Origin of the sequence: Desulfomonile tiedjei DSM 6799, from assembly GCF_000266945.1 — a bacterium.
Taxonomy (GTDB): Bacteria; Desulfobacterota; Desulfomonilia; order Desulfomonilales; family Desulfomonilaceae; genus Desulfomonile; species Desulfomonile tiedjei.
Window position 1 is genome coordinate 1,255,347 of sequence record NC_018025.1, and the last position, 19,415, is coordinate 1,274,761.

The 19,415-nt window shown below is 49.0% G+C and carries 16 protein-coding genes; 8 read left to right on the top strand and 8 right to left on the bottom strand.

Going from position 1 to position 19,415, the window contains the following annotated elements; translation table 11 throughout:
• The first annotated feature begins 292 nt into the window (after positions 1 to 292).
• Positions 293 to 1,210 carry an efflux RND transporter periplasmic adaptor subunit gene (locus DESTI_RS05245; RefSeq protein WP_014808924.1) on the top strand — a complete coding sequence of 306 codons (918 nt, stop codon included), beginning with the start codon at positions 293 to 295 and terminating at the stop codon, positions 1,208 to 1,210.
• 362 nt (positions 1,211 to 1,572) lie between these two features.
• Positions 1,573 to 2,922: a pyridoxal phosphate-dependent decarboxylase family protein gene (locus DESTI_RS05250; protein WP_014808925.1), complete on the top strand. Its 1,350-nt coding sequence runs from the start codon at positions 1,573 to 1,575 to the stop codon at positions 2,920 to 2,922.
• A gap of 280 nt (positions 2,923 to 3,202) precedes the next feature.
• Here DESTI_RS05250 and DESTI_RS05255 read toward each other — a convergent pair whose 3' ends face one another.
• The 5 genes from DESTI_RS05255 to DESTI_RS05275 all read right to left on the bottom strand — a co-directional run bounded on the left by DESTI_RS05255 (position 3,203) and on the right by DESTI_RS05275 (position 9,016).
• Complete coding sequence (locus tag DESTI_RS05255) at positions 3,203 to 4,114, bottom strand: selenium metabolism-associated LysR family transcriptional regulator (RefSeq protein ID WP_014808926.1); 912 nt, start codon at positions 4,112 to 4,114, stop codon at positions 3,203 to 3,205.
• 152 nt (positions 4,115 to 4,266) lie between these two features.
• Entirely contained in the window at positions 4,267 to 6,021 is a 1,755-nt protein-coding gene (locus tag DESTI_RS28475) for a sigma-54-dependent transcriptional regulator (RefSeq protein WP_014808927.1), read from the bottom strand.
• 9 nt (positions 6,022 to 6,030) lie between these two features.
• Positions 6,031 to 6,480 carry a response regulator gene (locus DESTI_RS05265; RefSeq protein ID WP_014808928.1) on the bottom strand — a complete coding sequence of 150 codons (450 nt, stop codon included), beginning with the start codon at positions 6,478 to 6,480 and terminating at the stop codon, positions 6,031 to 6,033.
• Between the two features lies 1 nt (position 6,481).
• Positions 6,482 to 7,963, bottom strand: coding sequence for a sensor histidine kinase (locus DESTI_RS28480; protein ID WP_014808929.1), 1,482 nt, complete (start codon positions 7,961 to 7,963; stop codon positions 6,482 to 6,484).
• A 9-nt stretch (positions 7,964 to 7,972) separates the two neighbouring features.
• On the bottom strand, positions 7,973 to 9,016 hold the full coding sequence (locus tag DESTI_RS05275) for an ABC transporter substrate-binding protein (RefSeq protein ID WP_014808930.1): 1,044 nt from the start codon (positions 9,014 to 9,016) through the stop codon (positions 7,973 to 7,975).
• Positions 9,017 to 9,381: 365 nt separating this feature from the next.
• Between DESTI_RS05275 and DESTI_RS05280 the strand changes: the two genes are divergently transcribed.
• Both DESTI_RS05280 and DESTI_RS30620 read left to right on the top strand, forming a co-directional pair.
• Positions 9,382 to 10,317 (top strand): carbohydrate kinase family protein, encoded by a 936-nt coding sequence (locus tag DESTI_RS05280; protein WP_014808931.1) that lies wholly within the window; start codon positions 9,382 to 9,384, stop codon positions 10,315 to 10,317.
• 280 nt (positions 10,318 to 10,597) lie between these two features.
• On the top strand, positions 10,598 to 10,936 hold the full coding sequence (locus DESTI_RS30620; protein ID WP_014808932.1) for a hypothetical protein: 339 nt from the start codon (positions 10,598 to 10,600) through the stop codon (positions 10,934 to 10,936).
• Between the two features lie 61 nt (positions 10,937 to 10,997).
• Here DESTI_RS30620 and DESTI_RS05290 read toward each other — a convergent pair whose 3' ends face one another.
• The 3 genes from DESTI_RS05290 to DESTI_RS05300 all read right to left on the bottom strand — a co-directional run bounded on the left by DESTI_RS05290 (position 10,998) and on the right by DESTI_RS05300 (position 15,750).
• On the bottom strand, positions 10,998 to 11,633 hold the full coding sequence (locus tag DESTI_RS05290) for an acyloxyacyl hydrolase (protein ID WP_041285981.1): 636 nt from the start codon (positions 11,631 to 11,633) through the stop codon (positions 10,998 to 11,000).
• Between the two features lie 706 nt (positions 11,634 to 12,339).
• Positions 12,340 to 14,139, bottom strand: coding sequence for a translation elongation factor 4 (gene lepA / locus DESTI_RS05295; RefSeq protein ID WP_014808934.1), 1,800 nt, complete (start codon positions 14,137 to 14,139; stop codon positions 12,340 to 12,342).
• A gap of 18 nt (positions 14,140 to 14,157) precedes the next feature.
• Positions 14,158 to 15,750 carry a CDP-alcohol phosphatidyltransferase family protein gene (locus tag DESTI_RS05300; protein WP_014808935.1) on the bottom strand — a complete coding sequence of 531 codons (1,593 nt, stop codon included), beginning with the start codon at positions 15,748 to 15,750 and terminating at the stop codon, positions 14,158 to 14,160.
• 503 nt (positions 15,751 to 16,253) lie between these two features.
• On the opposite strand from DESTI_RS05300, the gene DESTI_RS05305 reads away from it, so the two are divergent.
• From DESTI_RS05305 to DESTI_RS05320, 4 genes are all read left to right on the top strand, one after another.
• Entirely contained in the window at positions 16,254 to 16,883 is a 630-nt protein-coding gene (locus DESTI_RS05305; protein WP_014808936.1) for a histidine phosphatase family protein, read from the top strand.
• Between the two features lie 789 nt (positions 16,884 to 17,672).
• Complete coding sequence (locus tag DESTI_RS05310; RefSeq protein WP_014808937.1) at positions 17,673 to 18,131, top strand: Hsp20/alpha crystallin family protein; 459 nt, start codon at positions 17,673 to 17,675, stop codon at positions 18,129 to 18,131.
• A 21-nt stretch (positions 18,132 to 18,152) separates the two neighbouring features.
• A complete protein-coding gene (locus DESTI_RS05315; protein WP_041285982.1) occupies positions 18,153 to 18,869 on the top strand; it encodes a Na/Pi cotransporter family protein in 717 nt (238 codons plus the stop codon).
• A gap of 90 nt (positions 18,870 to 18,959) precedes the next feature.
• Positions 18,960 to 19,406 (top strand): universal stress protein, encoded by a 447-nt coding sequence (locus DESTI_RS05320; protein WP_014808938.1) that lies wholly within the window; start codon positions 18,960 to 18,962, stop codon positions 19,404 to 19,406.
• Positions 19,407 to 19,415: the final 9 nt, after the last annotated feature.

Here is a 19,415-nt window from a genome sequence, read left to right on the forward strand (position 1 = left end):
ATGAGATGAAGTAGGAAAACCGGATAACACACGAGATCCGGGGGACCGCAAAGAAGTTCGGTTGTCCCCAAGAATCCTCTGACATCTCAGAAATGTTTCATGGTAGAATTCCCGAACCGTATGTCATACCATTTCGCAGTTATGCACATAACATAGCGAAGGATACCTCCAGCCTCTCGGATTACGGAAAGAGAAGCGAATCGGTATCAGACTGATCGGATTGCGGGATTCCGAAATAGGGCGGCTGGTTCGTGCAGCGAATCTTCGGCCGATCGCATAGTTTGGAGGAATAATGAGACTGTTTTTTAGACTTGCGCTTTGTGTAGGAGTGATTGCGTCGTATATGCTGGTTAATTCGGTTGCACCGGCTGATGTTACCGAAAAGCAGGATAATACCGTTGTTGCCGCTTCTCAGACCGAGGCCAAAGATGCGCCGGATTTCGGCGGACTGGGTAAAGAAGATCTGGGAATTTCATCTCCCGAAAGGATCAGTGCTGTCATTTATCCTTACCAGTCCTGCACGGTGTCCACTGAAGTCCGGGGAATCATAGATTTCATGAAGTTCAAAGAAGGCGATACTGTGGACCAGGGTGTCGTCATCGCCGAAATCTCGCGTGCTCGGTACGAAGCTCTTGTTGGAGAGTTCCGGGGCAACTATGAGGCTGTCGAGCGTACTCTGGAACGAGCAAAGGAAAACGTCGCTATTCAGGAAGAGCTTTACAGCAAGAGAGCTTGCACGTACGACGATGTGGTAAAAGCCCGGTCAGAGGTAAGCATTCTCTCGGCGAGAAAAGAAGAAGCCGATTTCAAGCTCAAACAAGCCAAGTTAAATCTTGAAGCCTGCATCATACGAGCACCCTTTTCGGGCAATATTTCCGTTCTGTACCACGAGCCGTACGAAGCAGTGGAAAATCTGGAAAAGCTTTTTGGAGTGATCGACACGAGCAAGGTGTATGCTCGCGTCAATTGGCCCGAAGCGAGGCTCGGTGAACTCGAAATAGGCAAGAAAGCCGCTTTCCATTATGGCAGCCGCACATTTGAAGGAAGAGTGGAAAAAGTGTCGAGTCTGATCGATCCTGCATCCAGGAGCAAACGCGTGCACATCTTGCTGGATAACTCGGACCGCAAGCTTCAAGTGGGTATGTCAGGCGTGGTGAGCTTGCCGGATAAGGCAAAAGCTTCTCTTGAAGGAGAAACACTCAACAATTAAATAGTTCCACAATAATCAACTTGGGCAGGTTTGTACATTTCCTCCACCAGGAAAATTGGGGAAGTTAAAATAGAAAATGTTCCCCATGCTCCAGTAGGGGCCGGTGAATCTGCCAGTCAAAGAACTCCCGTGCATGGTCCCCGTGTAACCGTTCAGTCACGCGGGAAGTATCCCGTGATCAATGCGCTGACTTAGGCTTCATTTGGCTGTTGGTTTCGAAGGAACAGCAGACAATAGGCCGGAGATTCATCGCCGGTAAAAATGAATAGATACCACAAATTCTCTCTGACGGTTGTCCTGCCAAATACAGCGTGTTACAAATAGTACCCTGGAAAAATGACTCGATATGTCGGAGCAAAGCAATGACTCTGGAAGTAAAGAGCCTTTCCCTTCTCGGAAAGGCACTCGAAAAACTTGAGCAGGGGTTCGACGGATTACCTCACTTTGGCCGCTCTGTTGACACAACCGCCCTTGAATCCATTCTCACCGAGGTGGCAGAGCGGATGAAGGACAACTACCCCTATGAGCACCCTCTGTACGTCGGCCAAATGCTGAAACCTCCCCATCCTATCGCTCGACTGGCCTATGCGCTTTCTCTGTGGATTAATCCCAACAATCATGCTCTTGATGGCGGTCGCTGCAGTTCTCACATGGAAAAAGAAGCAGTCGCCGAAATAGCGCGGATTTTCGGATGGGATATTCACCTCGGACATCTCTGCAGCGGCGGAACCATGGCCAACCTTGAAGCCCTATGGATTGCGGGTTCAGTAAATCCGGGCAAAAAAATCGTGGCTTCCGTGCAGGCTCATTACACTCACAGCCGGATCTGCGGAGTACTGAATATCCCCTTCGAGGCCGTGCCGTGTGACAATCTTGCTCGCATGAAAACCGACGATCTTGAAACACTGCTGAAACGAGGCGATGTGGGAACCGTTGTGGCTACTCTGGGGACCACTGCGACAGGCTCCATAGACCCGCTTCCGGAAATTATCGAGCTTCGGAAAAAGTACGGATTCAGACTGCATGTCGATTCTGCGTACGGCGGCTATTTCATCCTGGCACAAAACCTTCGTGATTCTTCCAGAACGGCATACGATAGACTGCACGAAGTCGATTCCATTGTTGTGGATCCGCACAAGCACGGACTTCAACCGTACGGATGCGGATGTGTATTGTTCAAAGATCCGTCCGTAGGAAGATTTTACAAACATGATTCTCCGTACACATATTTCACGTCCTCAGAGCTTCACCTGGGGGAGATAAGTCTGGAGTGTTCGAGACCGGGTGCCTCAGCAGTAGCGCTGTGGGCTACGCAGAAGATGTTTCCCCTCGTTCGTGGAGGACAATTTGCTGACGATCTCGAAAGATGCCGGACCGCTGCTCTCAAGTTCTTTACATTCCTGACAGAAGACTCCCGTTTCATGACGGCAATGGAACCCGAACTGGATATCGTCATATGGGCAGTAGCTGCTCGATCCGCTTCAGAGGCTTCCAGATTGGCTTCGGAACTGTTTGACGGCGCAGCGGCTGAGAATCTCCACCTCGCAAAAGCGAACCTTCCTGCCTACCTGCTCGCAGACCACTGGCCTTCTCTAGAATGGGATCAGGATTATATCACCTGCTTACGGGCATGTATGATGAAACCGGAACACCTGGACTGGATTCCCCAGATTACTTCCGCGCTGAAACGAGCGGCAGAAAAGATCCTGTAATACCAATGTGCTTTCAAAGCAGTAAGATTCGGGGAACCTTTTTGTAAAAGGTTTCCCAAGACCCCTCCCAAAAAGCTCTTATAGCAGATGACATAATTTCAGACTTTTTGAACACATTGTGCTTTAGGTGAACGGTAGGGGTCGGCGTCCCTGCCGACCCGAAACCGGTTGATTTGTATTTGAAAAATGTGCCGGCACGGAGGCACGGCACCTACCAATTGCCGAGAAGTGCTTTTCGCAATTGGACACTGTCTTGTACACTTGCTATAACATTTCGGAATTAAACTTGATTTGCAGAGGGCTCTTTTTTGTCTCGGATAAAATTGAGGAATTCCGAACAGACAGGGGACAGTTGTCGGTTTTTGCGATGGATCAGAAACAACGGTCTCGGGAAGCGGATTCCATCCACCGGAACCGGAGCGAGTGTGCCGTAGCGAAAATCCTCGGCAACAGCTTCACGGGAGAGTATGGATACTCCGATCCGAGCTTTGATTCCCTGCCGTACCGCTTCGGTGCTCCCCATCTCCGCCACAATGTTCAGCCGAGAAGCATCGAAACCCGCCTGTTCGAGAATGCGAGTCATGGCCGTCCGGGTGCCGCTACCGTCTTCCCGCATAATGAACGGTTCCCCAGACAGTTCTTCCAGCTCGATACTGCCTCTTCTCGTCCAGGGATGTTCCGGGGATACTACCAGCACAAGCTCGTCCAGAAAGAATTCTTCCGATGAAAGTCTCCGATCCCCTGGTTTCGAGCCGACGAAGCCTGCCTCCAGATCGTTTTCGACCACGCTGCCTGCGATCTCTGCAGTGTCGGAAATACGAAGTGTGATCTGAATTGCAGGATGAAGAGTCTTGAACAGACCTACGAGCCTTGGAAGCACGTATGTGCCGGGGATAGTGCTTGCTCCCAGCACAAGGGTTCCCGCCAATTTTCCCTTGAAATGCTCCAAAGCCTGGATTGCATCATCACTGAGCTGAATGATATTCCGCGCGTACTGATAGAGGATTCTCCCTGCAGGAGTTGGAAGGACGCCTCTGCTAAGACGATCTATGAGCTTTTCCCCAAGCGATTCCTCGAGGCCTCGAATGTGCTCGCTTATGGTAGGTTGAGCGAGTTTAAGGCTTTCTCCAGCTTTTGTAAAACTTCTCAGTTCAACCACTTTGCAGAAAACTTTCAGCCGATGGATTTCCATGAACAGACCTTATTTTCAATATCGAAGCATATTCCTTCGCAACAGGGTTCTTGGCCAATACCAGAGGTTTCTCGGAGCGCTGACCTCACTCTCCGGTCTCTTCGTCCGGTTGGAACAGAAGGAACGACGGGTGATGCACATGCCAAATGGCATTAATCCTCATCGAAATCGAGATCCAGTGAATTCATATAATGCTTGAGTGAGTAACGGGAAATCCCGAGCAGTCGAGCAGCTCCCTGGCGACTCCCATTGGATCTGCGAAGAGCCTCGTTCACGAGAGCACTCTTCACCTCCCGAGTAATATCATTCAAAGTTCGATCGTGCGGGAAGTTGACAGACATGGACCACTCTTTACTGATGCTTCCATCCAGCCCCAGGTGGCTGAGCGAGATATTCCTATTGTCGGAAAGCATGAGGGCCCGTTCCAGAACATTGCGCAGTTCCCGAACGTTTCCGGGCCAATGATAATTCACGAGCGCATCCATCGCGGCCGGGGAAATATGCGGCATGCCCGGAAGCTGAATTTCGCTCCGCAATTTCGCAATCATCTCTCTCACGAGAATGGGAATGTCCTCGCGTCGTTCACGCAATGGCGGAATACTGATGGAAATCACATTGAGTCTGTAATAAAGGTCCTTTCTGAAACGGCCGCTTTCAACTTCTTTTTCGAGATCCCTGTTGGTGGCGGCAATTAGTCGAGCATTAACGGAAATACTCTTTTCGCCCCCAACACGGTTAAATTGGCGTGTATCCAGAAATGTGAGAAGCTTTGCCTGGAGCGTCAATGATAACTCGCCGATTTCATTTAGAAGAAGAGTCCCGCCTTCTGCTAACTCCAACAGGCCTCGTTTTCTTCCGTGTGCACCCGTGAATGCTCCGCGTTCGTGCCCGAAAAGCTCCGATTCCGCCAATTCAGGCGCAACTGCCGCACAGTTTATGGCGAAAAAAGGTCCGTCGGCTCTCTTCGAATGCACGTGGATGAAACGGGCGAGATAGTCTTTTCCGCAGCCGCTTTCTCCCAGCAGAAGGATAGTCGCTTCGCGTTCGGCAGCCATGATGAGTCTGGCCATGGTTTGCTTCATTACCGGTGAGGAATACTTGTCGATTTGATTGGGAGGTACAAAATCCGTCTTCTTGCGTTCGGTAATATCCCTCGCAATTCCGCAGAGCCCGATTATCTGATTATCAGCATTGCGATTGGGAACTCGGACCTCAATAAAAGTGACCGGAACACCATGTATTCTTCGGGTGTGCTCTTCTTCAATCATCTCGCCTTTCAGCACGCGGGCTTCAATGTCTTTCGTGTAAGCGGATACATCTTCCCCCAAGATTTCCTGTTCCGTTTTGCCGATAAAAGCATTGGCCGGTAAATCGAAAAGCCTTTCCATTGCAGGATTCACTTGAGTATATCTGAGCGAACGATCCTTGAGGTATATGCAGTCCATAGCGCCTTCGAATATGGTCCTGAAGCGCTCCTCACTTTGTCTGAGAGCGTACTCCGCTGTTCGTCTGTCATTGACAAGTCTCTGGCGTTGAATGGCATAATGAATTGCTCTGGCAAGAACGTATCCGTCCGTCTTTCCTTTGACCAGATAATCCTGTGCCCCAAGTTTCACCGCCTCAACGCCCAGTGCTTCGTCATCGAGTCCGGACAGGACAACAATGGGGAGATCGGGTGCGAAGGTGTGCGCCTTGATAAAGGTACCTATTCCGTTGCTGTCCGGAAGGCCAAGATCCAGCAACATAACATCAAAGTTCTGCTCTTCTATCCGTTTAACTGCATCTTTGAGATACTGAACGCGATGACAGGAAAACTGACTGCGTTCCTCTCTCAAAGCTTGTTCCAGGACCAGCGCATCAATCGGATTATCTTCAACTACCAAAATGTTCAGATTTTCGTTTTGCATGTTCGGACCTCAATCGTCAGGTAATTTTACCACGGTAAACCAAAAGTCTTCGATTGATTTCACCACTTCTGTAAACCGATCGAGATCCACGGGTTTTGAGATGAAACAATTTGCATGTAACTCATAGCTTTTTACAATATCTTCCTCTGCTTTTGAAGTCGTTAACACCACAACCGGGATGGTTTTAAGATCTCCATCACTCTTTATCTCTTGAAGCACCTCTCGGCCGCTCTTTTTGGGCAGATTAAGATCCAGGAGAATCAAATCCGGGCGCGGGGTTTTTTCGTACATGCCTGATCTCTTCAAGAACTTTATGGCTTCCACCCCGTCAGTCACCACATTCAAATTGACCTTGATCTTTCCTTCGCGAAGAGCCTGTTTGGTCATCGTCGCGTCAACAGGATTATCTTCAATGAGCAGGATTTCCACTGGCTTGAGATTCAGAGTGACTATAGGCATATCATCTCCTATCGGGTATGGTAAAGAAGAAAGTTGAACCTTTTCCATACTCGGATTCTACCCAAATTTTACCCCCGTGATGGTCCAATATCCTCTTTGTCAAGGCAAGTCCAATGCCGGTGCCGGGATACTCCGCTCGTGTGTGAAGGCGCTGGAAAATAGAAAAAATTCGTTCAAAAAACTCGGGTTCGATTCCTATGCCATTGTCTTGTACGGAAAACACCCATTCACTGTCCCGTTGTTTTGCGGAAACATGGATCTGTAGATCGTCTCTCCCTCTGAATTTAAGAGCATTGGAAAGGAGGTTTTGAAACACCTGGATGAGCAGGATATCATCTGCGAGAATGCGAGGCAAATCATCGCGTGTGATCATCGCTCCACTTTCAATGATTGCAAGCCGAAGATTTGCTGCTGCGGAATCGAATACTCGTGCAGTATCTGTCAATCGGAATTCCTTTACGCGTGCTCCCACTCTCGAATAGACCAGAAGATCGTTAATGAGGTCCTTCATCCGGTTTGCCGAATCCACCGCATAGCAAATGAGCTGTTTCCCCTCAGCTCCAAGACTGTCTCTGTACCATCGTTCGAGCATTTGCATACAGCTCGAAATATTCCGGAGAGGCTCCTGGAGATCGTGAGAAGCGGCATACGCGAATTGCTCCAGGTCGGCGTTCGAACGGGCCAATTCCGCGGCCTGTTCCTGCAACGCCACTTGAGCTTGCCTGCGTTCTTTAATTTCCTGTTCGACCTGAGAAATGGTCTTCTTGAGGTTCGCTGCCATCTGATTGAACGAAGAAGCCACTTTGCCCACTTCATCCTTGCTTTCGATATCGACCGTATGGTCCAAGTTTCCGCTGCCGATAATTTCCGCTCCATGTGCAAGGATGCCCAAGGGATATATTATTGCTCGATGTACCTGTATCCAATTCCCGATTATGAGCAACAGCATGAGGATGAGCAGTACCAGCAATGCGTCCACTGATCTTCTTATTGTGATCAAGACCGCAGATTCTGAAGCTCTGTACGTATTTGATGCCTTACTTGCCATAGACTGGAGCTTCACATTGAGCATCTGCTTGAGATCTTGCTCGACCCGACTCATTTTGGGATTTGAGAGCTCTTCATTTTCCTGTCTTATCTGGACAATATCGCCGAAAATCGTTCTGATTCTGCTGTGGTCCTGGTGCAGCTCATCTATCGATCGACTGTCCGTTCGGCCGGACTCACTGATTCGGCGCAGAAGCTTTGCAAGGGTCGCATTCTTCGCGTTCCATTGCAGCAGAGAGCCTTCTTGTGGATCCGATAGCCATTGATCGGCAAGAACCTGCAAATCGAAAGCACTTCTTACGATCTCCGCATCCAACCTCAGCTCGTTCAATGCCTGTTCGGTATAACGAGCGTCCAGACAAACTTTTCCCACAATGAGCAAACAAAAGACTGCGAAGAGAAGCGAACCTACTTGGAGTCGTCTCCTGATTGTCATGGCGATTCCCTAATGGATAATGGAGACAGTACCGGGTTTCACGTGATTCAAAGCTTCTAATTCCATGAAGTGGAGTAAATTAGGCAATTTCCCGGTAGCTGGTTGCCGTCCGGACGTGAGCCATTGATCCTGACCTTCCATTGTGAGTACCAGGGCTTGATTCACGTTCACTTCGGCAGTGGAACCGGTCGAACGCTTCTCGAGTCCGTATAAGGAGACTCTTGGGCTCAACCGCTTCGGGGCTATTTCTCGACCATCGTCCGGATTGCGCCGGACATAAGTTTTCACCTTCACCATACTTGTCAGGACATTTTTTACAGGATTCGGTTTTGTCCTCGTCAGTTTTTCGGTGCCGATCGGGACACCAAGCATCAATTCTTCACGTTCCGTAGAAACGATACGAGCACGCGAGCCGAGCTTCTCCATTATCTCATGATCGAATAGTTCAAAGATTACCGTTGCATCGACTTCGCCGTGTTCAAGGGCACTGATTTGGTCCTTCGGGTCCGGATCCGGAGTGAGTACATCTTCAGGTTCCATATGGGCCGACGAGTGTGGGCTCAGTATCCGCTCGGCCTCTAGATCCCGCTCCAGTCCGATGCGCTTTCCCTTTAGATCGTAAACAGAATTAACTGCGCGGTCCTTCATCGATATTCTTTTCACATTTCCAAACTCGCGTAATGTCGCCAGGATCTGAATATCGTTGCCATCTACGGCCAATCTCGAAGCGACGAAATCACCGATAACAACCTTATCGAGCTTTCCCCTCAGCATGTCCGATGCTGCATCCGTCTTGGATTTGTACGCGGTAATTGTTGCTTCAACGCGGTTACGCTTAAAAAAAGTCTTTTCTTGAGCCACCGACAAAGGCGTTGATATCTCAGATTCTACACTTCCCAACGATACCGGCTCTGATATTTGGAAACCGGAGAAAAAGGCCGCTGTTATTCCCATGTCGAAAAGAACGAAGAAGAACCCCCAAAGCCCCAGTAAATAATTCCGGATAGCCCCCCTTAGATTCGCGTGCCCCACTCTGTGTCTGAGGGTCAACACGTGTCCGCACCCTTCAGAATGGTCCGACCTCGGCCCATTCTGTCATAACCAACGATTTGCAACGAACGAAAATTTCAATTGATATCAGACTACGCTCTCATTTTTGTAGTGTCAAGTAAAAAACCCCCATTGAGCTGATGGCTCCAAGATGGACTATTGAGGTGACCTTGCTGTTTTCTCAGCATTTCATGCGGGTTCAGATCGTTCACGTTTATACGGTCCTCAGTCTCACATTACACAGTCGTTCGCTTTCTAACAGGAAAACAACAGAAGCAATAACGTGGAGAGACACTTGACAGAAGATTGTCTCATCCCATATGCTTTTTTTGGGTTAGTATTGGATTTATCTGCAAAAGGAGCTTTAGATGCGCATTCTGGTGTCGGGATCACTCGCATACGACAGAATCATGGATTTCCCCGAAAAATTCTCCAGCTATATCCTTCCTGATAAGATTCACGTGCTGAACGTATGTTTCATGGTGAATGGGCTGAAAGAGCAGTTCGGCGGAACTGCGGGCAATATTGCCTACAACTTGGCTCTGTTGGGCGAGAATCCGCTCATTCTTGCGACCGCGGGAAAGGACTTTGACAGTTACAAAGTGTGGTTACAATCTCTCGGTTTGTCCCTGGAAGGAATACGAGCCATTCCCGAAGAGTTCACGGCAGGTGCTTATATCACTACGGACATAGCAGATAATCAGATCACCGGATTCAATCCCGGCGCCATGAAGTATGCGTGCAATTATACAATAGACGGAACAGAACCGTCCGACACCATAGCGATAATCGCCCCCGGCAATCTGGATGACATGTATCTCTACTGCAAAGATTGCAGAGAAAAACAGATTCCTTATATTTTCGATCCGGGCCAATCGATACCCGCACTGAAACCGGACCGTATAGCTGATATGATCAATGGTTCGAAGCTGCTGATCTCCAACGATTACGAACTGGAGATGATTCTGCGAACAACAGGGTTGTCCCAGGAGGACATTCTCGAAAGAACCGAAGCCATTATCACTACCCTGGGAGAAGATGGCGCACTCATCAAGACGCGACAGGGACAGGTTCCCATTCCGGCTGCCAAGGCAGACAAGGTCTCCGATCCTACCGGAGCAGGCGATGCATTCAGAGCGGGTCTGCTGAAAGGACTCGTCACGGGAAATAGCCTCGAGGAATCAGCCAGAATGGGGGCCGTGTGCGCAAGCTTCGGAGTGGAATGCCAAGGCACCCAGTGCCACCGCTTCACTATAGACGAATACTGGCAGCGATACCGGGCAAATTTCGGCGAGCGGTCCTAGAGGGGTGACACCAATGCTATCGCAGTCTTATAGTCAGTGCCAAAAATTTTGTCGTTTGTCCCGCGTGTGGAATTACAGGATATTGGTAGGGACCGGCGTCCCTGCCGGTCCATCTTATCGCTATCATTGATCATATTTAAGACGTGCCGGCACGGAGGCACGGCACCTACCAGTACCCCTGTCCTCAATCGGACATTGGTTCTGGCAATTCCTATAAAGATTGCGGAAGACAGTACCAGCGGATAGAATAATTTATAATCTGGATAACAGTGAGGTGCGAGTGGACGAGCGTTCAGAAATATGTCCTGCGGGAACCTTCAACAGAATTCACGGGATGTTCCATGGCTGGGGATTGCTTGGTAAAGAGTTTCTGATTTCCCATGAAGGAGCGTCTTACAAAGTTTTCTGTGATGAAAAAAGCTTCCTCGTTTATCGCATTAATGGTGACAGCGGCTCCAGGCACCACGTTCCCGGATGGCCCGTGTGCATGGTCAGCCAAAATACGATATTCGAGGAACATGCCCATCCGCATATCGGTGAAGACCACTGTGCTTGCGAACTAAAGCTGGAACACTGGTTGGAGATTATCCGCTCCCACTCCCTACAGGAGTTCGTTTAATTTCCGATAGATGATTTGGCGATTCAGGAAGAGGAAACAATTCCACCCACATCGCATGTCATTAGAATCGCTGTATAAACGTGGCCATTCCCTGAACCATGTCCGTGCCGGAATTGGAGTTGTGCAGTTCGTCTCCGGTTCCCCACATGTTCCCGTTCGAGAGATGTCTCCATTGCACGCCGAGGGAAAATACACCAGAATCACATACATTTTTCTCGAGTCCGAAGCCTCCCAATAGCGACCAGTTCCACCTGGAGCCTGAGTTCCGGTAGGTCTCTGACACGTAGCTGAGGCCTGCTCCACTCTCCAGGTACGGGTTGAGCCCGAACCATACCGGAAACGTGAAGCGCCCTTTCGGCACCCACGCAAGCTCGTATCCGTCATGGAAGTCCAACTTTTTCAACTTTTCAATATTGCCTTCATAGTAAAACACGTACGAAGCCATGAGCGCCACTTGCACCTCGCCGATAGCCGGTCCGAAGTACGTGAGTGCAGGGAAGCTGGAAACTCGTTTGCTCAGTTCAAATGTAGCGTAATCAAGCTGAGTGGAAGTGCCGAAGGTCCGGCCGTACGCGAGCTTCACCAGGTAATCGTTCAACATCTCGGGGGGAACAAAAAGAAAATCGGGGTTATTCTGAGCACATTCGCCAAAAGCGTGCGGCTGTAACGAGAGTCCCGGATTCAAATTTGCCTGCAAGCCCGTGCCCCATCCCTCTGATTGACACCACGCTGATGTGCAGAAAAATACAGTGCAAAAAAGTACAGCAATACATAAGCGACATAGGAAACCCACAAATCCCTCCTTGCACGAAAACACAAAACCAAACGAAACACACAATGAATCGCTCGCTAACACGCCGCGCGCCCGCTGTCAAGCAAGAAATAGGGGAGGGAAGGGGGAAGGAGAGTCAGGGAGGAACTTCTTGTAAGAAGTTCCTCCCCGAACCCCACCTCAAGAACTTTTAATAGCTCGTCGAATCCCGATTTCCTGACGGAAATTCGGGATTCGACGAGCTATTATAGTCAGTGCCAAAAATTCTGTCGTTTATCCCGCGCGTGAATTACAGGATATTGGTAGGGACCGGCGTCTCTGCCGGTCCATTCTATCGATATCATTGATCATATTGAAGATGTGCCGGCACGGAGGCACGGCACCCACCAATATTCCTAATCTTCAATCGGACACTAATTTTGGCACTTACTATAAAATCCTTGAATTGAACTTTGTTTCAATAACTTATCAAAAAACATTCGAGAACGTGAAAAGCTTCTGGTAAGAAAAGGCCTTTCTCGAACTACTGGCAAAAACCTTCAATACGTTTGCTGGATCTGAATTTCCGACAGGAAATGCAGATCCAGCAAACGTATTGAAAGTTCTTGGGAAGGGTTTCCCCGTTCTTCCATCATTCGTCTTCGTCGGTTTTGAGGACTGCGAGGAAGGCTGATTGTGGGATGACGACGTTTCCGACTTGTTTCATACGTTTTTTGCCTTCTTTTTGTTTTTCCAGGAGTTTTTTCTTGCGGGTAATATCTCCACCGTAGCATTTGGCGGTAACGTCTTTTCGGAGAGCGGATACTGTCTCCCGTGCGATGATTTTGCCTCCGATTGCGCCTTGGACTGCAACCTTAAACAATTGGCGAGGTATCTCGTTCTTGAGCCGTTCGCAGGCTCGGCGGGCACGTTGGTACGCTCTGTCTTTGTGTACCAGCATGGAAAGCGCATCCACTTTTTCGCCGGACACGAGAATGTCCACTTTTGCGAGTTCGGTTTCCCTGTACTCGAGGAAATCGTAGTCAAAAGATGCGTATCCTCGGGAGACTGATTTCAAGCGATCGTAAAAGTCGAAAAGCACTTCGGAAAGCGGCAGATCGAAAGTGAGCTCAACTCTGCTGGAATCAAGATAGTGCATGTCTTTTTGAACGCCGCGACGATCGATGGAAAGGCTGATTACAGGCCCGAGGAATTGGTCCGGCAGGATGATGGATGCTCGAATGAACGGTTCTTTGGCTGATTGGATGTACACGGGATCCGGGTACTTGGCAGGATTGTCTATGATTGTTTCCGTTCCATCTTTCAGAACGAGGACGTATTGCACGGATGGAGCGGTTAGAATGAGCGAAAGATTGAATTCCCGTTCAAGCCGTTCCTGAACGATTTCCAGATGTAACAGTCCAAGGAAGCCGCATCTGAATCCGTGGCCGAGAGCTGTCGAATGGTCTTTCTCAAAGGTGAGGGAAGCATCGTTGAGCTTCAGCTTTTCCAATGCAACGGCCAATTCCTCGTAATCGTCAGATGAGATCGGATAAAATGACGAAAATACGACCGGTTTCACAAGCTTGAAGCCTTTGAGGGCTTCCTTGCACGGTCTGTCTTCCAGGGTAACCGTATCTCCGATTCTTGTATCGCTCACCGTTTTGATACCGGCAATCATGTACCCTACCTGACCGGCGTTCAGCTCTTTGCGGGGTTTTCTTTCAATGAGGAAACTCCCGATTTCTTCCACTTTATACGTAGCGTTATTGGACCAGAATTTGATAACCTCACCGGGTTTGAGCTTCCCGTCAAAGAGCCGTAAATGGACGATTGTGCCCCTGTACGGGTCCCAATGGGAATCGAAAATAAGAGCTTTCAGCGGCGCATTCGGGTCCCCTTTCGGGTGAGGAATCCTGTTCACCACGGCTTCAAGCACTTCTTCTATTCCGGTTCCTTCTTTTGCCGAAATAGCCAGAGCATGATCGGAATCCAACCCGAGATCTTTTTCGATCTGGGCCTTTACTCGATCCACATCGGCGGAAGGAAGATCTATTTTGTTGATTACCGGAATCACTTCCAGATCCAATTCCAAAGCCATATAAAAATTGGCCAGCGTCTGCGCCTGAACACCTTGGGCCGCATCGATCACGAGAAGAGCACCTTCGCACGCGACCAGAGCCCGGGATACCTCGTACGAAAAATCGGCATGCCCCGGTGTATCAATGAGATTCAGAACGTAATCTTTGCCGTCTGAAGCACGATAGGGAAGCGCCACACTCTGGCTTTTGATCGTAATCCCTCGTTCACGCTCGATATCCATGGTGTCGAGCATCTGATCCCGAAATTCGTGGTCTCCAACTACACCCGTAATTTGGAGGAGCCGATCTGCCAGAGTAGACTTGCCGTGGTCTATATGAGCAATAATGCTGAAATTTCTAATGTTGTCCATGAACTCTTCGCCATCTCCTTAATGAGGAGTTCTCTTTGAATCCGATTTTTGAGTCGTCACAAGAAAAGCAGCCAGGGGCAATTTGTAAAGCTTACCTTCCGGAGAAAGCACCACGAGACTGTCGCCATAGATAGCCGGTCCGAACACATCATCCCGTGGAGCAAAAAAAGAAGTCTTGGCTGCATCCATCAGGTTCGTTCCTGCAATAACAGATTTCAGAGGAGCAGCATAGATGAGTTTTTGGAGTGGAGAGCGATTGTACTCGATGACTGTACGATCGCGGATTACCATGCCGTGTGGATATCCGGCATTGACGTATGACGCGATAAGCCCACCCAAAAGGTAACCTTTCTTAAGCGCTTTTTCAGGATCTATCACGTAGGTCCTTCGAGTGTATAGATAATTTGCGGCGAGCCACACTTTCTTGCCTTTCCACTCTCCCGTGGTCATTGCCGTCACCCTCAGGTACTTGAACGGCAAAGTCATCACCATCACCGCCTGTCGTGCAGCGAATGAAGCGTCAAGATCGATGCCCATGAGAAGTCTTGTCGTATCGTCCGGGATCAACAGAATGTTCCGATCCACGGGAAAGGTCCCGAACATGGGAGAAACGTATTCCGGAATAGTGAAACTTTGTCCGGCTTGTCCTGATTCGGAAAAACGAGTGACTTCGAGGTGGTCGTCGGGCTTTCGACAGAGCACCAGAAAATCTTTATTCTGAATTCCGAATCCCAGCAATTGTTCGGTCTTCTCTTCAGGAATCAACGGAATTCCTTGAGACCACGAAACAGACTGTTTCGGTATATCGATCATTGCTCGCAGCGGAATCCAATTACCCCAGATCAGGATGATCAACAACACCAGAGCGGGAATGGCCAGGTTAAAGATATAATTCAACTTTCCCGAATACGGATCTCCAGCCGAAAAGCGTACTTCGGAGTCAAATTTCTTTCTGATCCCTCTCTTGAGTCTAAGATAGCCTATGAGCACCTGCAGAGCCATAATTGCAGAGAAAAAGGTCATCATAGGGGCGAAGAGATTCACTTCCCAAATCGCCCATGCAGCGTACGTGAGATACAGGAAATATTTGCTGGTAACCGTGATACGGGTTTTGAGACCTATGGCATTAATAATTACACCGAAAACGACCACCATCAGGTAAAGCGCCATATACACGGCTCCAATGAGCGGCGCCACCATATGGTGGAAGATGACCATCAGCGAGACAACGACCATTCCGAACTGATCGCATACGAGATCGGTGAAAGCACCGGATTGCGATGCTTTGCCCGTGTGCCGAGCATATGCCCCGTCAACTCCGTCAAAAAATACGTGTCCCGCCAGGAAAAGCACTGCCACAACGGGATTTCGCACAAAATAGAGGATTACTCCTGCAAGAAAGGTAATCCCTACGTACGAGATTGTATCGGGTACGATTCCCATTCGGGAAAAGATCGGAACAATGTGTGAAATAAGTCTGGTTCGGAATTCTGCAAATCGGTCATGAACGACACGTTCTTCACCGAAGTAGTTGAAAAAATCTTTATAAGATTTCGACTTCGGAGGATTCGCTCCTGCCGTTTCGTTTTTATTATCAACTGGTTCTAACATTTAGAGACGCCGAATTCTTTCTTATATGATGCACGTTACCGAATAGTTCGCAAACAAGCAAGGACTATTCGAGTCTGCATTCTCCCTCAAAAAATGAATAGTTAAGCAGAGTAGCGAGACTGTCCCGGAGGGATTCGGTGAATCGTCGCAAACAAAATGTCCTTAACTTTGTCGATAGCTAAGTATCGGTTGCGGATATCTCTGGAAGACTGGTTACGGTGCGAATTGAGATGAAAAACAATGGGCGACCACCAGCAGAGTCGAACCGGAATACACTGAAACCATCGGATCATCCATGAGAATCCCCTAACGTCCCGGGAGAGAAGCAAGTTGTCTCGCAGGAAACGGTTTAATAATAGCAAAAATTCTTGTCATCAGGAATCCCCAACATGCCGCGACGAGGATAGTCACGCCGGGTCGACTTGATAACCCCGGTGCACCTGCCTAAAATCAAAGCAATCACCATAATGAGAAATGGTAACTGACGCAAGGAATAGGAACGAATGAACACAAGCAGCGAACCACGAAGAATTATTCTGATGCGACACGGAGAAACCAAAGCAAACCGCGAGGGTCGTGTCTTGGGCTCGGCAGATTCGCCATTGACTGCCGAAGGCTTGGAGGCTGCAAATAAGTTGACTGCATTCGTGTCGCGGCAAGAGGTGGGCACAGTGTTCTCAAGTCCTCTTGGAAGAGCAGTCACCAGTGCCGGGATCTACACACAGGAGAAGAAAACGATCGTCGTCCGACCGGCTCTTGCCGAATTATGCGCGGGAGAATGGGAGCTGAAATTAAGGGCCGATGTAGTCCCCGGCAAGCCTCACATTCGCCCCACATGGTGGGATAGACCTCCGGGGGGGGAGAGTTACGCGGATGCGGAAACCCGAATGAGTCAATTCCTGGAAGAATTGCGGGTTATGGTTCCGGAAGAGCCTGTTCTTCTGGTAGGCCACGCAGGAATTAACAGAGTCTTCCTCAAGCTCTGGCTCGATCTGTCTCCGGACTATGCAGTGAGAGTCGATTGTCCGCACGATACTGCTTACGTCCTGAACGGCAGGTCAGTGTCCGGGTTTTCCGTGAGTAGAGGTCCCATTCACGAACTTCTTGTTTGGGCGAATCCGTCGAGCAGTTAGATCGCCTTTCTTGGCGGGATTTGACAATGTGTAAAAAAAGCTGACATCGCCATGTGAATACGCGATGTGACAGGCTCCGGAAAACCGTTATTTCTTGGGGATCACGAGAACCCTCGTGGAAAACGATTCTCTGGTACATTATTTGCTCTTTTTGAAGATAGCTTTGTCCTCCTTCCAAACTCAGGTGCCACGCTGATCGATGCGCTATCCAAGCCGGCGCATCGTTTACTGTAGGGGTACGCCGGCCGTGCCCCTACTTTAGTATACCATGTCAGAATTTTTGTCCGATTGCGAAAGCGCTTCTCCGAAAATTGGCGGGTGTCGGCCTGCGGTGCCGTTCGGTTTGCCTCACATCTGTTTAGATCTTGTCTTTTTCTACCTGAAGAAACTCGTACGTACGCGGGCAGATTTCAGAATACTTACTCGTGATACCATTTCGCAGTTATGCTCATAAGATAGCGAAGGCTGGGGTGTCCCGAGCGGAGTGATTAGACGGCTTTGCGTCGTCCGGAGCGAAGGATACTCCAGCCTCCCAGATTATGAGAAGATAAGCAAATCGGTATGAGACTCAGCGGCTCATTGTTTTCTCTTTGTGATTATTATACTCGGCAAGAAGCTTCGGTTGTTACGAATTCACTCGGGCACTAATCACAACTTGTCATGCGAGGATTCGGAGCTACATTATTATAAGAAAAGTGCTCAAACAATTAATTATGGATATTCATAGATATTTTCACGTATTAGCAATGTCAGCAAAAAAACAATTTTTCAATAAAGGGGATTTGCATTATGTTTGATCTTATATCGCGTGGAGAAAATGAACGGGAAATTCGGCCCTCCGATCGGATAAGAAAATTATATCAAGAAATGGACGCGTTTATCAGCCGGTTCAAAGAATTCGGGATCGCATCTGCAGAAGGGTTCTTTCCGGCAGTCGACGTTTCGGAAACTGAAAAAGAGATGATCGTCAGGGCGGAATTACCGGGAATGACGTGCGAAGAATTGGACTTAAGCGTTAGCAGTAACGTACTGACCATCCGAGGAGAAAAGAAAGCAGAACATATGGAAAACCAAGAAGATGTACGCATGAATGAGTGCTTCTTCGGCCGTTTTTCCAGATCGGTGACTCTGCCAAGTCAAATTGACCAAGACGCGGTAGAGGCTGAATACAAACAAGGGGTGCTCACGGTAAAGCTTCTGAAGTCTGGGGCCTCCGAACAGGGAGTGTCGCAGATAACAGTTCAATAACATGAAGAAAGGGACTTGGATATGAAAGACAAGCACATTTTTTTCAATCCGTTGAGAATGATCAGCCCAAAATTGGATCACGAAGTTGCCAGAATAGAAGAGCTTCATGAGGCACCGGTGTCTGAATCCGTGACACTGGAAGAAGGCCTGGTGATCATGTTGAGCAAGCTCATTAAGATGACCGGGCTGCTGGAGACCGGATTTGTTCGTGATTGTCCCGACGAATTCGGGACGTGCGATCAGTTGGCTTCGGAAGTGCATCAACAGGAAAAACTGCTTACCAAAAATCTTCTCTGTTCAATAGATGTCGCTCCGGAGCTGTGCAGATTGATTGTGATGTTTCCAGCTCACCTCGAGCGCGTAGGAGATTCGCTCGAGAGCATTCTCAACTGCATACGAATAAAATGCCGAGAACAAGTTCCTTTTGATGACAAAACTATAGAGGAAATCCGTGAAATGTTTGCGGAAACGAGTGGTATTTTAACCGATTTCAGGGACGCAATCATCGCACCCAACAAATTTCTTCTGGAGAGCGTGATTTCACGACAGGCATCCCTGGATCAGAAATGTCAGGATTGGGAACTGGCGCACGTGGATCGTTTGCTCAATGGAACGGCTTCACACCTCAGTTCTTCTATATATTTGGATATGCTCGAGTCCACGCAAAACCTGAGCAGGCACGCAAAAGAAATGGCTGGGCGCATGCTTGAGCTTCTCGCTCGACAGCAGGCGGCGTAGAACGATTCATTGCCTTAACTGCGGTGTGAGTGCTTGAAAGCATTCGCACCGCTTATCCTGCAATGCAGATAGGTGTGAGCGGGTGCCATCATGATTCCCAAGAAAATACTTGTTTGTACAGATTTTTCCGAGAACTCCGTTCCGGCGAGGGTCCTTGCCATCGAATTTGCGCGCGCTTTTCAGGCCGAGCTTTTGATCCTTCATGTCGTAAATACCCGTTTTTTCGGTTATCCTACCTTTGCAGACCGTATTCCTATGGATTTGGCTCTGATTCAACAGAATATCGAAGAAGGGGCTGCTGAAGAATTGGAGTTGCTTGCAAATGATAGCAGCCGGGAAGTAGAGCACGTTCGAGCGTTCCGCCGTTCCGGAGCCCCCGCAGAAGAGATTATCAAATTCGCGGAGGAAGAAGGCGTTGGGCTCATTGTGATGGGCACTCACGGCTGGACCGGTGTGAGACACCTTATACTCGGGAGTACCGCAGAAAATGTGGTTCGGATGGCCAATTGTCCGGTGCTTACCGTACGCGTCGAGTAGACCCCGGGT

What these genes read in the sequence shown, in the direction of transcription:
- DESTI_RS05245 (WP_014808924.1), top strand. Translation starts at nt 293, where the DNA reads ATGAGACTGTTTTTTAGACTTGCGCTTTGTGTAGGAGTGATTGCGTCG.
- DESTI_RS05250 (WP_014808925.1), top strand. Translation starts at nt 1,573, where the DNA reads ATGACTCTGGAAGTAAAGAGCCTTTCCCTTCTCGGAAAGGCACTCGAA.
- DESTI_RS05255 (WP_014808926.1), bottom strand. Translation starts at nt 4,114, where the DNA reads ATGGAAATCCATCGGCTGAAAGTTTTCTGCAAAGTGGTTGAACTGAGA.
- DESTI_RS28475 (WP_014808927.1), bottom strand. Translation starts at nt 6,021, where the DNA reads ATGCAAAACGAAAATCTGAACATTTTGGTAGTTGAAGATAATCCGATT.
- DESTI_RS05265 (WP_014808928.1), bottom strand. Translation starts at nt 6,480, where the DNA reads ATGCCTATAGTCACTCTGAATCTCAAGCCAGTGGAAATCCTGCTCATT.
- DESTI_RS28480 (WP_014808929.1), bottom strand. Translation starts at nt 7,963, where the DNA reads ATGACAATCAGGAGACGACTCCAAGTAGGTTCGCTTCTCTTCGCAGTC.
- DESTI_RS05280 (WP_014808931.1), top strand. Translation starts at nt 9,382, where the DNA reads ATGCGCATTCTGGTGTCGGGATCACTCGCATACGACAGAATCATGGAT.
- lepA (WP_014808934.1), bottom strand. Translation starts at nt 14,139, where the DNA reads ATGGACAACATTAGAAATTTCAGCATTATTGCTCATATAGACCACGGC.
- DESTI_RS05300 (WP_014808935.1), bottom strand. Translation starts at nt 15,750, where the DNA reads ATGTTAGAACCAGTTGATAATAAAAACGAAACGGCAGGAGCGAATCCT.
- DESTI_RS05305 (WP_014808936.1), top strand. Translation starts at nt 16,254, where the DNA reads ATGAACACAAGCAGCGAACCACGAAGAATTATTCTGATGCGACACGGA.
- DESTI_RS05310 (WP_014808937.1), top strand. Translation starts at nt 17,673, where the DNA reads ATGTTTGATCTTATATCGCGTGGAGAAAATGAACGGGAAATTCGGCCC.
- DESTI_RS05315 (WP_041285982.1), top strand. Translation starts at nt 18,153, where the DNA reads ATGAAAGACAAGCACATTTTTTTCAATCCGTTGAGAATGATCAGCCCA.
- DESTI_RS05320 (WP_014808938.1), top strand. Translation starts at nt 18,960, where the DNA reads ATGATTCCCAAGAAAATACTTGTTTGTACAGATTTTTCCGAGAACTCC.